The sequence below is a fragment of the Exiguobacterium sp. SH5S13 genome (assembly GCF_004337085.1).
Taxonomy (GTDB): domain Bacteria; phylum Bacillota; class Bacilli; order Exiguobacteriales; family Exiguobacteriaceae; genus Exiguobacterium; species Exiguobacterium aurantiacum_A.
Window position 1 is genome coordinate 41,838 of the sequence record NZ_SJUS01000022.1, and the last position, 14,362, is coordinate 56,199.

The following is a 14,362-nucleotide window of genomic DNA, read 5'->3' on the forward strand; positions in this document are numbered from 1 at the left end:
CTTGTTCGTTCATAGCTCGACGCGTTCAAGCCCGTCTTCGCCGAACTTGCGATCGAGTTGGTCGTGACGATACGTCGAGGCGAGGACGTACAATAAGTCGCCCGGCTCAATTTTCGTCTGTCCGGTCGGCGGGATCAGATAGTCTTTGCGGACGATCGCATTGACGACCGTGTTCGGCGGTAACGTGATGTCGGCGAGCGTGCGTCCAATCATTGATGACGCTTCTGTCGCCACGTACGGAACGAGCTGATGCTGTGACTGTTTACTCGATACGAGCGCGATCGTATACGGCGAGCGGATCTTATCCGGGCCGAGCAGGTTCAGTTTGGCCGCGAGTGGTGTGAGCGTCGTTCCTTGAATCAACGCGCTCGTCACGACGACGAAGAAGACGGCGTTGAAGATGAGTTGGCTGTTGTCGATCCCGGCGATGAGCGGGAACGTCGCTAGTACGATCGGGACCGCTCCTTTTAAGCCGGCCCAGGAGATGAACAGCTTTTCCTTATGCGTGAACGGCATCGCGATCGTCGATAAGTAAACGGCGATCGGACGGGCGACGAACATGAGGAAAAATGAAATCAACAGCCCTTTCCAAATGAGTTCTGGGTCGAACAGTTGTTTCGGATAGACGAGAAGCCCGAGGATGACGAACATGATAATTTGCATGATCCAAGCGAGCGCCTCCGAAAATTGGACGATGGTCACTTCATGGGCGGTGTGGGCATTCCCGACAATCATCGCGGCAAGATAGACGGCGAGCAAGCCGCTGCCAGCGAAGTAGGCGGCCACACCATACGTCATGAACGCCATCGAAATCATGAGGACGGCGTGCAGGCTGCTTGATTCAAGGCGCAAGTGATTGAGCATGAGCCGTGACAGGTTCCCGAGCATGTACCCGGCGAACGCCCCGACAATGATCTGTAGGATGAACATCCAGATGCCGTCCCAAATCGTCGTTTCCGGTTTCAACATGAAGTCGAGAGCGAGGATTGTTAAAAACATCGCCATCGGATCATTCGTGCCGGACTCGGTTTCGAGTGTCGCGCCGACTTTCGGCGAGATATTCTTTCCTTTGAAGGCGGCGAACACGGCGGCGGCATCGGTCGAGCCGATGATGGCACCGAACAGGAAAGATTCAATCCAGTCGAAACCGAATACGAAACGAACGGCCACGGCGACGAGCCCGGCCGTCAATAAGACCCCGATCGTCGCGAGCGAGGCGGACGGGACGAGGACACTCCGAAACGAGGCCCATTTCGTCTGCAGACCACCTTCGAACAAAATAACGATCAGAGCGGAAATCCCGATCATCTGGGCGAGGTTCGAGTCATCGAAGAAAATTAAGCCGGTGATGTCGCTGCCCATGATTATGCCGATGCCCATGAACAAAAGCAGGGCGGGCAGGCCAAAACGGGTCGACACGCGCGTGGCCAAAACTCCTGCGACAAGGAGGAGGCCGAACAAGAGGATTGAAACGTCTGTACTTAAAATAGGTGCGGTCAAACACATCACTTCCCTTTGAAATTGTCACTTTTCATATAGATTATTAAGTTCATTATACCATGAAACCGTTATGAAATAAGAATGAACGTATCATCAATTATGCTAATTGGAATAGTCGGATATCGGTGTGGTACATTAGGAGTATCAAAGGGGGATTCATATGGCTAAAATTCACGTCTTGCATGAAAACAATGAGTGGACGGACCATCTCGTCCAACGGCTCGAGGAGTTATCGCTTCCATATGAACTGTGGCATTTAGATGAAGGAACCATCGATATCGAAGCGACGCCGCCGGATGGTGTGTTCTATAACCGGATGAGTGCCTCGTCACATACGCGCGGGCATCGCTACGCGCCAGAGCTGACGGAAGGGGTACTTGCCTGGCTCGAGGCGAACGGACGGACCGTCTTCAACGGGACACGGGCGATTCGCCTCGAAGTGAGCAAGGTCAACCAATATACGGCGCTTCGTCAAGCAGGGATCCGTGTGCCGAGGACGATCGCTGCCGTCGGGAAAAAACAAATCATCGAGGCGGCCGAGAAGCTTGGTATGAGTCCGTTCATCACGAAGCATAACCGGGCCGGTAAAGGGCTTGGCGTGCAGCTGTTCCATTCGATTGAGGCGTTGAAAGGGTATGTGTACGGACCGACGTTCGAGGACTCGGTCGATGGCATCACGCTCATCCAACAATATATCGAAGCGCCGAAACCGTTCATCACGCGCTGTGAATTTATCGGCGGAAAGTTCCTCTACGCGGTACGGGTCGACACGTCGGAAGGGTTCGAACTATGCCCGGCGGATGCGTGCTCGATTGAAGACCAATTCTGTCCGGTCGGCGAGACGCCGCCGGCCAAATTTGAAATCGTCGACGGGTTTGCCGACCCGATCATCGATCAGTTAGAAGCGTTCTTAGCAACAAATAATATCGCGGTCGCGGGGATCGAGATCATCGAAGACCGTGACGGCAACGTCTATGCGTACGACGTCAACACGAACACGAACTATAACTCGGACGCGGAAGCGCAGGCAGGTCAATACGGCATGCTTGAATTAGCGACGTTCCTTGGCGACGCGCTTCACGCGAAGACAAAATAAGGGTCAGGCTTTCGCCTGACCCTTTCGCTGTGTATGTTGTAATTGTTGTTCAAATCGAATTTGGACTAGCTCTGCTGTCGGGGCCATTCGTTCAATGAACGAATCTAAACGTTTTGCAGTGTCTCGATCTGATTCCTTGAACACGCGCATCGTTGTTCACCTCATTGATCATTGTTGTAAGTGCCTCTACAACGATGTTTCCCGAGGGAGTCGATGCGTAAACCTCAATCAACCGAGGAATGTGCCGAGTTCTTCTTTTGGAAGGATGTTTCCGACGTAGAAGTCACCAAACTCGCCATATTTGGCGCTGACTTCATCGAAACGCATCTCGTAAACAATCTTCTTAAATTGGAGCGAGTCTTCCGCGAAGAGCGTGACGCCCCATTCCCAGCCGTCAAATCCGGTCGATCCGCCGATGAACTGCTGGATCTTGCCGGCATAGCTGCGGCCGATCATGCTGTGGCGGTACATGAGGTCTTTCCGCTCGTCCATCGACAGCGTATACCAGTTATCCTCGTCACGGCGCGCTTTGCTCATCGGGTAGAAGCAGATGTGGGCCGTTTTTGGCAACGTTGGGTACAAGCGCGAGCGGATGTGCGGGTTCTCGTACGGATCCCCGTCACCAGAGCCACGGTACATGCCGAGCTCGATGACCGAGACGTAAGAGTACGATGGGATCATAAAGTCGTACAGTTTCGTCTTACGAAGGGCGAGTTCGACTTGCTCGAGCTCTTTGAACGTCGGACGAAGGACCATGAGGACGACGTCCGCTTTTTGACCGAGGATTGAATAGAAGGCGTGACTGCCTTCTCCGCGTGTTTCGACGTCTTCAAGCGAGGCGAGGAAGGCGACGAACTCCTCAATCATTTCTTGACGCGCCGCCTTGTCGACTGCTTTTAGACGTGTCCAATCGATCGAGCGGAAATCATGGAGCGTATACCAACCGTCTAATGTGGCGGCTGCGTGCTGTGTTTCGGTTGTCGGTGCTGGACGTTCTGACATGAAAAAACTCCTTTCAAGACTTGGCTTCGCTGTTTATTTTACCACAGACACTTTACAGCCTGGCAAATTTGGCGCTGTCTGTGAGGCTAATCACAATCGAGACGAGGAAAGGGGAAAAGCGGACGCAGAAATGTAAACGGCTTCACAGCAACCTGTATCAGTCATAAATACATAACTGTTCTATTCATATAATGACTGATTTCAAGCGATTTATGACGATATGGGCAGAATAGTTTATTTTAAAAAAAGGACTGTGTATAATAAAACACGCATACGGACAAATGTGTCCTAAAGAGAAAACATAGATATCTTCCAATCGAAAAGGAGTTCACTTACCATGAAATTATTTGACACGTTGAAGCAAAAAGTCAGCCCGATTCGTCCGACCATCGTCTTAGCAGAAGGCGTCGATGAGCGCGTCCTTGGAGCTGCAGTCCGTTTAAAAAATGACGGCATGGTCAACCCGATCGTCGTCGGTCCGAAAGCGGACATCGATGCAGTCGCAGCGAAACACGGCTTTGATATCTCGAACTTGACGCAGTATGACCCAGCGACATACGAAGATATCGACACGCTCGTCGAATCGTTCGTCGAGCGCCGTAAAGGCAAAGCGACGGCTGAACAAGCTCGTGAATTGTTGTCGTCAGATGTGAACTACTTCGGTACGATGCTCGTCCACACGGGCAAAGCGGAAGGTCTTGTCTCGGGTGCGATGCATGCGACGGCCGATACGGTCCGTCCGGCACTTCAAATCATCAAGATGCAAGAAGGCATCAAAAAGACATCAGGTGTGTTCATCATGGTACGTGACGATGAGCAATACGTCTTCTCGGACTGTGCGATCAACATCGCACCGGACGCGGCCGACCTTGCCGAGAACGCCTACTTGTCAGCGTTGACGGCGAAGACGTTCGGCATCGAGCCGCAAGTCGCGCTCCTCAGCTTCTCGACGAAAGGTTCGGCGAAGTCGCCTGAAACCGAGAAAGTCATCGAAGCGACGCGTCTCGCCAAAGAGAAAGCGCCACACCTTCCAATCGATGGTGAGCTTCAGTTCGACGCAGCGTTCGTCCCGAGCGTGGCAGCGAAGAAAGCACCGGGCTCTGAAGTTGCCGGTAACGCCAACGTGTTCGTCTTCCCGAGCCTCGAAGCCGGGAACATTGGCTACAAGATGGTTCAACGTTTCGGTGGATACGAAGCGATTGGACCGATCTTGCAAGGTCTCAACAAGCCAGTCAACGACTTGTCGCGTGGCTGTAATGAAGAAGACGTCTATAAATTGACGCTCATCACAGCGGCACAAGCGATTGACGAGCGCAACGAAGCGTAAGTCAGAAGCATCTTCCCACAGTGGAGGATGCTTTTTTTGATGCGTAGTTGTAAACTATTGGAAAAGGAGGCGGTCACATGGAGGAGATTGAGGGAGCCATCACTTTACCGGAAGGACATCGCTACGCCATGTTCGGCGGTGGAGATGATTTTCCGATTAAAACTTACTATGAGGGCGTGTTTGAAGAAGTGTTCGTCGCGTACCATCCGTTTCTCGGACCGATAGAAGATCCTACCGCAATTGACCGATATGTCGAGATGAACAAAAACGAAGTGGAACAGCATTTTCATGCCGTCGCATGGGAAGACATGCGACGCCAACTTGGTTTTGAAGACGTCAAACGTATCGATCACGCACTCCGAACGATGATTGGGGCGTTGAAACCGCATGCCGAAGATAAAGAAGGCGCAAATCGAATCATTGAATTTTGCGAGCGCGAGAATTTGCTCCCACCTGGCGAAGGCGAGCTGTCTGATTTCTTAAAGAATCGGGTATTAAGGGCGCTTCTGGAGACGGGAGAAGAATGGATATGGAGCGGCGACGAATTTTGTACGGAGCGCCATCTTATCAATATTCGAGAAGTTCTTGCAGCCGATACATGGCACATGAATCATCGCACGTTTTTCGGCTATCAGCATGATTGGCTCATCGTACCGCCATGGGATAGCCACTTCACTTTATTTTGCGGCAGTCAGTCTTGGGTAAGTGACATGGTCGAACGTTGTGGTCTGAAAGGTTTCTACTGCGATGACGAGACGATCATCAATTGGAGTTTGTCCGACACGAAACTGAGGTAAACTAGTAGGGGATAACAATTTAAGGGGGAAACAGCATGCAAAGCATCCATGCAACCGAATTACGTGAAAAGCTTGAGAACGGGGAGTCGCTCCACATCATCGACGTACGCGAACAAGACGAGTACGACGCGGGCCATATCCCGAACGTGCCGCTCTATCCGCTGTCTGAATTCCCGGGCGTGACCGAGAAGCTCGCGCAAGACAACGTCTATCACGTCATCTGCCGCTCGGGCGGACGCAGCCAGACGGCGTGCGACTATTTGGAATCGGAAGGGTTCAAAGTCGTCAACGTCGAGGGCGGCATGCTCGCTTGGGACGGTGACGTCGAAGCGTGATGCTCGACAATCCGTGGGTCGTCATTCCGCTCTTGATCGTCCTCTATTTGACGGTATACGCGTTCGTGAAGCGTCTCGACTGGAACAGATGGCGCACCATCTGGGCGGTGTGGATCGTCCTGATTGTCCTTTTGTTGACGATCCGCCTCATACAAAGTGTATAAAAAAACGAGTGAAGCCAAGTATCTGGCTTCACTCGTTTTTAGTTGTCACGTTTATCGAACGTGATTGACGCGATGGCGTCGTGCTGGTGGATCGACTCTTCGTTTCGGCATTCGACGAAGAAGTTGACGACTTGTTTCATCTCGTACAAGTCGGCTGCAATCAAGCGGACCATATCTTCGACGAAACGCGGGTTTTCGTAAGCGATTTCTGTAGCCCGTTTCTCATCCGGACGTTTTAAGACCGGGTGAAGTGGTGCCGATGCGTTCGACTCCGCCGCATCGAGCAATGCGAGTCTCCAGTCGAAGCCGTCGAGCGACGCTTCGTCAAGACCGGCTTCGATTGTGATGTAGCCGCGCTGGTTATGGGCGCTGTATTCGCTGATCTCTTTTGAACATGGGCATAGCGTCGTCACGTTGATGACGAGACCGACCGTCACGCTCGCCATACCTGTCTCGAGGTTGTATGTCACGTTGTGCATGACGTCAGCGTTCATAAGACCGCTGAGGCCCGTCGCCGGTGCTTTCCGGCTGAAGAACCATGGGTAGCGGACCGTCAATTGACCTTCCGTTTGTTCCATACGCTCGGCGAGTTCTTGGGCGAACTCGATGAGCGAGCGGTTTGATAACGTCCAGCCTTGCGTATGGTACGCGTCGAGCTGTTCCGTCAAGCGTGACATGTTGATGCCTTTACGATCTTGGACGAGTGATGTCGTTAATTCAAACGTTGCGACCGTCGCTTGGATGCCGTCTGGCGTTTCGATGTTGACGGGATGTTTGACGTTCGAGATCCCGACGCTGTCGAGTGCGAACAAGAAGTTCTTAGGTGTATTTTGAAGATCGACCATTTTATCTTTTTCTGTCGGTTTCGTACCTTTGACCGGCGGGACCGAGCCGAATAGTTTATGTCGTTCTGCTTTAGTAGGTAAAGCGACATGGCTTGTAGACATAATCGGATTCTCCTTTTTTAAGAGGGCAAATGACCGCCACTCGTTCTTGTTAGGATTTTATCACGAAATGGATACAAACTGGGTATCATTTTGCTTCGCGAACATGCTTTGAACCTGTTCTGCGGAAAAAACTTCAGACATTGAACGAAAGAAGATTGATTTAATTTACGCACAGAAATAAAATGTTCCTGTGAACTTAAAAATAGATCACTGTTAAATATGAAAGAACACACAAAAAAAGGGGATGTTTTTAAATGGATTGGCAGTTAATCCTGCAGTACGCCTGGATCATCGTCGTACTCGTCGGTCTTGAAGGGCTACTATCTGCAGACAACGCGCTCGTGTTGGCCGTCATGGTCAAGCACTTGCCGCGGACAGAACAGAAGAAAGCGCTATTCTACGGTTTATTAGGAGCGTTCGTCTTCCGCTTCATCGCATTATTCTTAATCTCGTTCTTAATCAACGTCTGGCAAGTCCAAGCACTCGGTGCCCTTTACTTGATCGGGATGAGCGCGCGACATCTATATATGACGTACAAGGCGCGCAAGATGGATCCAAGACAAGACCTCGCCGCTGAGGCGAAAGAAGAGACGGCAATTACCGAGAAGCCGGTCACGAAAAAAGAGTTTTGGTGGACGGTCGTAAAAGTCGAGTTCGCCGACATCGCTTTCGCGGTCGACTCGATCTTGGCAGCGGTCGCACTCGCAGTCAGCTTGCCGCCGCTCGGTCTTGGAGAGATCGGTGGAATCGACTCAGGTCAATTCTTCGTCGTCTTGACGGGTGGACTCATCGGGGTCATCTTGATGCGATTCGCGGCCCGCGTCTTCGTGAAGCTGCTGCATCAACGTCCGACACTTGAGACGGCCGCCTTCCTCATCGTCGGCTGGGTCGGTGTGAAGTTGACGGTACTCGTCCTCGAACACCCTGGCTTCAAGGAACTGATTGCCGGTACACCGTTCGCGTTCATGGGTCTTCCAGACGGTTTTGTCCACTCGTTAGGTTGGACACTGTTCTTCTGGTCGGTCATGGTCGGGATTGCTGTTTGGGGTTGGTTCTCTTCCAAACCGACAGCGGTCAAGCATTAAAAAAATCCTGTCTTTCGCGTATGCGGAAGGCAGGATTTTTTGTTAGGCAGTCACGTCTTGCTTCTCGTAGATCGGCACCCAGCCTTCTGTCGTCACGAAGATGCGGACGGCGACGACTTGGCGGTCGTCTTGGAGCGTGAAGTAGTGGCGCGTGTTCACCGGGACCGAAATCAAATCGCCGGGATTGAGTTCGATGTTGAAGTAGCCACGTTCGGCGTCGTCGATGGCGAAGATGCCGTGCCCGCTGACGATGAAGCGGACCTCGTCGTCCGTATGATGGTGTTCCTTTTGGAAGTTGACGAGCAGTTCGTCCAAGTTCGGTGTCGCGTCAGACAGCGAGATGACGTCGGCCGTTTGATAGCCGCGGCGCTCCGACACGTCTTGAATCTCGTCACGGAACGTTGCGAGGATGGCTTGCTTGTCGTCGTCCGTCAGTTCGTAGTTTTCTTGAAGCGCGACCGGAAGTTTAGCGATGTCCCACTGCTCATACAGAATACCGCGCGATTCTAAAAATACGTTCACTTCAGATTGGTCGACGAGACGTTCTTCGGTTTGTTGGAAATAGACAGTTGCCATAGATAGTTCCTCCTTATGAATGGACGCCTAAGGCGCGTAGTTTTAACGTGTAGCTGAACAAAAATTCGTATGCTTCTAAATAACGTTTCGCCGCAGCCGGCGTCTCGCCCCAGACCGTGATGCCGTGATTACGGATGAGGACGGCACCGGCGCTTGAATGGACGTGAGGCGCGAAGGCGGCCGCGAGCGTCGGGATGTCGGCATGATTGTCGATGATCGGGACCCGGACGACCGCGTCCTCTTCCCAATACCCGAGTGCCTTGATGATCTCTTGCCCCGTGAAGACGACCTCACCGTTCACGGCATGGAGCTCGGAGATGACGTTGTTGTCGACCGTGTGCACATGGAGTGAACACGTCGCCGCAGTCTTGTTGAACACCTCGACGTGTAGCAACGTCTCAGCGGACGGTTTGCCAGTTTGTTCGCCAAGTAACCTGCCGGCCGCGTCGACGAGGACGAAATCGTCCGCGGTCCGTTTTCGTTTATCGCGTCCGCTCGCCGTGACGAGGAAGGTCAGCGGGTCGTCGGAGACACGAATCGCCAAATTGCCACTCGTTCCGGGGAACCAGTCGCGCGCGGCGAGTTCGTCTTTAATGTCGGCGAGTTCAAGCCAACGTGCGGTCACGCTCATACGTGCACCTCCTTCATGTGATGGGTGATGTCGTCGAACGTCTCGAACGGGGCGTAGGCGATGCCTTCTGCTTCACAGAGCGTGATGAGTTGCCCACGGGCGTAGACGAAATCGGCCCGTTTGGCGATCTCGAAGTCGGTCACCGAGTCACCGATGACGATCAAGCGATCAACGGGATCGACGATCGTCCGGGCGATTGTCGGTTTGCAGCAACCACAATCATTCGTGCAATGCGCGTCACAGGCGTAGGGCCAGTCGACGCGTACCGTCTCGCCCGAGAAGTCGGCGACGTTACAGTAGATGTGGTCCGGCGCGACGTGGTCTTGCAAGATCGGGTACACGAAAAAGTCCATGCCGCCGCTGACGACGTCGAACTTCCAAACTTGTTGCCGGACTTCTGCCAAAAACGTCGAGAAACCTTGGCGCAAGGTGATGCGGTCCAGCAAGTAGTCACGGTACGCCGAAGCGTCAGCGCTCGGCAACAGCTGGAACATCTGTCCGACCCCGGAGCGGATCGAGATGTCTTGAGCGAGCACGTCGTCTTTGAGCGCGTGCCATTCGGGCGGTGCGAACGCCCGCATCAAAGCGATGATGTTGTCCTCGGCCGTGATCGTCCCGTCGAAGTCACACAAGATGTGAATCGTCATTGTTTTGACCACGCCTTTAGCGCGGCCTCGAGCTCGTTCGTCTGGCTCGCCACGCCCACTACTTGCTCAATCGCTTGTCGGAACGCCCGGGCCCCGGCAGCCGCGCCGTCTGGGTGACCGTGGATGCCGCCGCCGGCGTTGATGACGACGTCTGTGCCGAAATCACGGATGATGTCCGGGACGAGCCCCGGATGGATGCCGGCCGACGGGACCGGTAGAATCGGCTTCGCCCAGTGCGGCCGAGCACTGCTATCCCGAATCGCGAACGCCTCATCGGACGGTGTCGCGAGTGAACCGTATGGGGACGGGAACAGCGTCAAGTCGGCCCCCGCGAGGCGGAACAATTTCCCGAGCAAGAGCGAGTGGCTGATCGAGCCGGTCAAGGCGCCGGCGAACGCCGGATGCGCCAAAATCGGGACGTTAATTGTTGGATCGCTCGCGAGTTCGCGGAGTGTGTCGAGCCCGTATGTATAGACGTTGAACAACAGTGCCGTCGCGCCCGCCTCGATCAAGCGGAGCGCTTGGTCACGTAGCCCGAACACCGGACCGCTGAGCGTGATGGCATAGAGCGAACGTTTCCCGGTCGTTTCGAACTGTTCTTGGATGACGGCCGCCCCGATTTTAGCTCGTTCAAGCGACGGAGTGAGCGGATTATCGTATAGGATTTCATCATCTTTGACGATGTCGATGCCGCCGGCGAGCTGGTCTCGAAGTTGCTGTTCTAAGAAGCGTAAATCACGGCCGATGATCCCTTTAAAGATGCTCATGACGAGCGGGCGATCATGGACGTCGAGCAACTCACGAACGCCTTGAACACCGAACTTTGCTCCGGGGAATTCAGACGCAAGCGTTTCGGGTAACGTCAAGTCGATCAAGCGTACCGAGTCATCGAGCGATAATTTCCCGAACGTCGTCGTCAAGATGGATGAGAAGTCGGGCGTGACGTTATGGAGCGGATAACGGATTGTGAAGCGACTCGTCGTTTCCGTGTGCGTCGTTGAGACGACCTCGCCCCGATACGCCTTTAATTGTTCTTGCTCTAGGTGGGGCAGTTCCGTCCATGTGCCGACGGTCAGTTCAAGGGCGATTTTCTCGGCGACAGTCGCGACGCGGTTCGTCCGGCTGATTTCATATGTGGCAGTAATACTCATGTTCGTTCCTCCTTCCGGTCAAACAAAAAATGACCCCATGCCGAGGCAAGAGGTCATCATAAAAAAATGAACTCTTATCTCTCAGCTTACGCTGCAAGAATTAGCACCGTGCCCAATCGGGTCGGTTGCTGCGACATCATCGGGCTTGTCCCCTCCGTCTGCTCTTGATAAGAATGTATTTTGAAGTTGTGAAATTTAATTGAATTTTGTCACACAATATCCGGTTCGTCAATTCCTTTTTTTGAGAAAAAATAGTTGAATTCATTGTTTCTATATATGCCCGGGAAAAGACAACACCGGGTCCGAAAATTGACGTTGACAACTTGGTGCTCGAGTAAGTAACATTCATCACAACAAGTTCACACAATCGAATATGACACTCTTATCGCGAGTTGGCAGAGGGAATTGGCCCGATGACGCCGCAGCAACCGACCAGTAGGCACGGTGCTACATCCACCAGACATACGTCTGACAGATGAGAGGAACAACCGTTACGGCTGTGCCTCTTTCTCGCGGAGAAAGGGGCTTTTTTTGTGGGGAATATACCGAAAGGGGAAACAGACATGGCTTATCAACCATTTACAGAACAGACAGTCGTCGAGCACGTCAGAACGTTAGGGTTACTCGAAGATGGGGGCATCGCGCATTGCGAGGAGATCGGGGACGGCAACTTGAACCTCGTCTTCCGCATCCGTCAAGGCGAAACGAGCCTCATCGTCAAGCAGGCGCTACCGTATGCGAAAGTCGTCGGAGAGAGTTGGCCGCTCACACTTGAACGGGCGTGGATCGAGCAGCTCGCGTTGCGCGAATTCGCTAGCGTCGTCCCGCGTTTCGTCCCGGTCGTTCTCGGCAGTGACCGGACGCTCGCCTACACGATTTTAGAGGACTTGTCCGACTTTGATATCGTCCGGACGGGCTATTTGGAAGGGAAAACGTATCCTGAACTCGCCCGTCACATCGGTGAGTTTTTAGGACAGACGTTGTTTGAGACGTCAGACTATACGGCCGGCCCGATTGAGAAGAAGCGGAAAGAACGGGATTACTACAACCCGGAACTGTGCGACATCACTGAAAAACTGATCTTCACCGATCCGTACAAAGATGCCGAATCGAACAACATCGAAACCGCGCTCCGTCAGGACGTCGAAGCGCTTTGGCGTGACCAGAAATTGAAAGTGGAGGTCACGAAACTGAAAGTCGGTTTCGTCACGAAACACGACGCGCTCTTGCACGGAGACTTACATACAGGCAGTATCTTCGCGACGCAACAAGAGACGAAAGTCATCGATCCAGAGTTCGCTTTTTACGGACCGTTCGGCTTTGACATCGGGCAAATCGTCGCCCATTTGACGCTATCGACGTTCCATGACCCACTCAAACGGTTCGAACGGTTCACGGACGTATTGACGGTATGGGAGACGTTTGAGAAGACGTTCCGGACGAAGTTTGAGACGGCGGTCGAACCGTTCAACACGGACGGATTCGTCGATGAGCTACTTCAAACCATCTTTAGCGACACGATCGGCTATGCCGGATGCGAACTGATTCGCCGCGCCATCGGCCTCGCCGGAGTCGCTGACCTCGAGACGTTACCGGAAACGGTCCGGCTCGAGCGGAAACGGGAAGCGCTCACGCTCGGCACGACGCTCATTAAACAGCGCCACGATATCCGTTCGATCGATGATTTAGTGACGCTGTTAGCGGGGGTACGCGTATGACAGTCCAAAACATTCGCTTCGACCCGAACCGGGACGAGCTCGTCATTTTAGACCAAACGTTACTGCCCCATGAAGAGCGGTACGTGACGATCGCGACGCTCGAACAGGCGGAGCACGCCATCGAGACGTTACAAGTCCGAGGCGCGCCGGCCATCGCCTATTTCGGCGCATTCGTGCTCGCGAAAGAAGCGGTCCGCCTCCAGGATGACCCGGACTTCACACGCCGGCTCGACCTCGTCGGCCGTCGATTGATCGCGACCCGTCCGACGGCGGTCAATCTGCAAAACGTGATCGAGTCGCTTCTCGGATTCAACGTCGGAGACGACTTTGAAAGAATCGCGACTGACATCAAACATCGGGCCATCGCGCTGTTCGAGCGAGACGTCGACACGTATCGGGCCATCGGGGAGCATGCGCTCACGGTGCTGCCGGCAGGGGGGAACGTCTTGACGATCTGTAACGCCGGGGCGATCGCGACGTCGCGTTACGGGACTGCGCTCGCGCCGTTTTACGTCGGGAAAGAGCGAGGTATCGCGTTTAACGTCTTCGCTTGTGAGACGCGGCCGCTCCTCCAAGGGGCACGCCTGACCGTCTGGGAGCTCGACCGGGCCGACATCGACGTCACGCTCATCACCGACAATATGGCCGCTTGGACGATTCAGGCGAAAGGAGTCGACGCCATCATCGTCGGCGCTGACCGCATCACACGGACGGGTCACGTCGCCAATAAGATCGGCACGCTCCAGCTCGCCGTCCTGGCTAAACATTACGGGATCCCGTTTTACGTCGCGGCCCCGCACTCGACGTTTGATTTAACGGCGGACGATGTGATTCAAATCGAGGAGCGGAGCGCGCTAGAAGTGACCCATATCGGCGGACAACCGACGGCGCCGGTCGGGATCACCGTCTTTAACCCGGCGTTTGACGTCACACCGCCTGAACTGATCACCGGACTCATCACCGAAGCGGGCGTGTTCGAACCGACGGAGACGGACATCACACACCATGTAGGGGGAACGATTCACGTGTGAAACAGCAGCTCCGTGCTTGCCCGAACGATGAAGTGTGACCGTCTTGGTATGAGACGGGAATGGCCAGATTTACTTAGTCGACAAAGGCACCGGGCAGCAGAAAAGCCCTCAGAATCTATCCGAGGGCACTGAAAAACTTCATCTGCTTTCATTGCCCTTCGAGCCGCCCTGTCCGGCACGCCGCTTTCCTGGGGGCGGTCAGCGAGCCGCATCGCGACGATGTCGCTGCTGGGTCTCGCCTTGCCCGCTGTTCCCCCGGGAGTCGGCGTGCCCTCGGGGCGACGCTGTACGTCCTTGCCGTTTCGGACTAAACTGGCTATAACTACACATCCTGGAGGCGATCCCGATGATGCCA

15 protein-coding genes and 2 riboswitches are annotated in these 14,362 nt (G+C 54.0%); of the genes, 8 read left to right on the forward strand and 7 right to left on the reverse strand.

From position 1 onward, the window contains the following. Nucleotides 1–9: 9 nt before the first annotated feature. Nucleotides 10–1,506, reverse strand: a complete 1,497-nt coding sequence (locus EVJ30_RS11550; RefSeq protein ID WP_131458841.1) for a potassium/proton antiporter — start codon at nucleotides 1,504–1,506, stop codon at nucleotides 10–12. A 154-nt stretch (nucleotides 1,507–1,660) separates the two neighbouring features. Between EVJ30_RS11550 and EVJ30_RS11555 the strand changes: the two genes are divergently transcribed. Further along, a complete protein-coding gene (locus tag EVJ30_RS11555) occupies nucleotides 1,661–2,596 on the forward strand; it encodes an ATP-grasp domain-containing protein (protein WP_131469194.1) in 936 nt (311 codons plus the stop codon). A gap of 228 nt (nucleotides 2,597–2,824) precedes the next feature. Here EVJ30_RS11555 and hemQ read toward each other — a convergent pair whose 3' ends face one another. Further along, complete coding sequence (gene hemQ, locus EVJ30_RS11560; protein WP_131458843.1) at nucleotides 2,825–3,598, reverse strand: hydrogen peroxide-dependent heme synthase; 774 nt, start codon at nucleotides 3,596–3,598, stop codon at nucleotides 2,825–2,827. A 337-nt stretch (nucleotides 3,599–3,935) separates the two neighbouring features. Here hemQ and pta point away from each other — a divergent pair, with 337 nt between their 5' ends. From pta to EVJ30_RS15185, 4 genes are all read left to right on the forward strand, one after another. Beyond that, nucleotides 3,936–4,925, forward strand: coding sequence for a phosphate acetyltransferase (gene pta / locus EVJ30_RS11565; protein ID WP_131458844.1), 990 nt, complete (start codon nucleotides 3,936–3,938; stop codon nucleotides 4,923–4,925). A gap of 77 nt (nucleotides 4,926–5,002) precedes the next feature. After that, entirely contained in the window at nucleotides 5,003–5,722 is a 720-nt protein-coding gene (locus EVJ30_RS11570) for a DUF2711 family protein (protein ID WP_131469196.1), read from the forward strand. 35 nt (nucleotides 5,723–5,757) lie between these two features. Continuing rightward, a complete protein-coding gene (locus EVJ30_RS11575; protein ID WP_016508292.1) occupies nucleotides 5,758–6,057 on the forward strand; it encodes a rhodanese-like domain-containing protein in 300 nt (99 codons plus the stop codon). Further along, nucleotides 6,054–6,221: a hypothetical protein gene (locus tag EVJ30_RS15185; protein WP_161567604.1), complete on the forward strand. Its 168-nt coding sequence runs from the start codon at nucleotides 6,054–6,056 to the stop codon at nucleotides 6,219–6,221. Before EVJ30_RS11575 ends, EVJ30_RS15185 begins: the two co-directional genes overlap by 4 nt. A 38-nt stretch (nucleotides 6,222–6,259) precedes the next feature. Here EVJ30_RS15185 and folE2 read toward each other — a convergent pair whose 3' ends face one another. Further along, entirely contained in the window at nucleotides 6,260–7,168 is a 909-nt protein-coding gene (gene folE2 / locus EVJ30_RS11580) for a GTP cyclohydrolase FolE2 (RefSeq protein ID WP_016508342.1), read from the reverse strand. 254 nt (nucleotides 7,169–7,422) lie between these two features. On the opposite strand from folE2, the gene EVJ30_RS11585 reads away from it, so the two are divergent. Continuing rightward, nucleotides 7,423–8,253 carry a TerC family protein gene (locus tag EVJ30_RS11585; protein ID WP_131458846.1) on the forward strand — a complete coding sequence of 277 codons (831 nt, stop codon included), beginning with the start codon at nucleotides 7,423–7,425 and terminating at the stop codon, nucleotides 8,251–8,253. Between the two features lie 42 nt (nucleotides 8,254–8,295). On the opposite strand, the gene EVJ30_RS11590 is transcribed toward EVJ30_RS11585, so the two are convergent. The 4 genes from EVJ30_RS11590 to EVJ30_RS11605 are packed head-to-tail and all read right to left on the reverse strand — an operon-like array spanning nucleotide 8,296 to nucleotide 11,258. Beyond that, complete coding sequence (locus EVJ30_RS11590) at nucleotides 8,296–8,829, reverse strand: cupin domain-containing protein (protein ID WP_131458847.1); 534 nt, start codon at nucleotides 8,827–8,829, stop codon at nucleotides 8,296–8,298. A gap of 13 nt (nucleotides 8,830–8,842) precedes the next feature. Continuing rightward, complete coding sequence (locus EVJ30_RS11595; RefSeq protein WP_131458848.1) at nucleotides 8,843–9,460, reverse strand: methylthioribulose 1-phosphate dehydratase; 618 nt, start codon at nucleotides 9,458–9,460, stop codon at nucleotides 8,843–8,845. Next, a complete protein-coding gene (locus EVJ30_RS11600; RefSeq protein WP_131458849.1) occupies nucleotides 9,457–10,107 on the reverse strand; it encodes a 2-hydroxy-3-keto-5-methylthiopentenyl-1-phosphate phosphatase in 651 nt (216 codons plus the stop codon). Before EVJ30_RS11600 ends, EVJ30_RS11595 begins: the two co-directional genes overlap by 4 nt. Beyond that, nucleotides 10,104–11,258: a 2,3-diketo-5-methylthiopentyl-1-phosphate enolase gene (locus EVJ30_RS11605; protein WP_131458850.1), complete on the reverse strand. Its 1,155-nt coding sequence runs from the start codon at nucleotides 11,256–11,258 to the stop codon at nucleotides 10,104–10,106. The genes EVJ30_RS11600 and EVJ30_RS11605 overlap by 4 nt, the downstream gene beginning before the upstream one ends. 71 nt (nucleotides 11,259–11,329) lie before the next feature. Further along, nucleotides 11,330–11,432: riboswitch (SAM riboswitch) on the reverse strand. A 205-nt stretch (nucleotides 11,433–11,637) separates the two neighbouring features. Continuing rightward, nucleotides 11,638–11,740, forward strand: a riboswitch (SAM riboswitch). An 81-nt stretch (nucleotides 11,741–11,821) separates the two neighbouring features. Between EVJ30_RS11605 and mtnK the strand changes: the two genes are divergently transcribed. After that, on the forward strand, nucleotides 11,822–12,976 hold the full coding sequence (gene mtnK / locus EVJ30_RS11610) for an S-methyl-5-thioribose kinase (RefSeq protein ID WP_131458851.1): 1,155 nt from the start codon (nucleotides 11,822–11,824) through the stop codon (nucleotides 12,974–12,976). Beyond that, nucleotides 12,973–14,007, forward strand: a complete 1,035-nt coding sequence (gene mtnA / locus EVJ30_RS11615) for an S-methyl-5-thioribose-1-phosphate isomerase (RefSeq protein WP_131458852.1) — start codon at nucleotides 12,973–12,975, stop codon at nucleotides 14,005–14,007. Before mtnK ends, mtnA begins: the two co-directional genes overlap by 4 nt. Nucleotides 14,008–14,362: the final 355 nt, after the last annotated feature.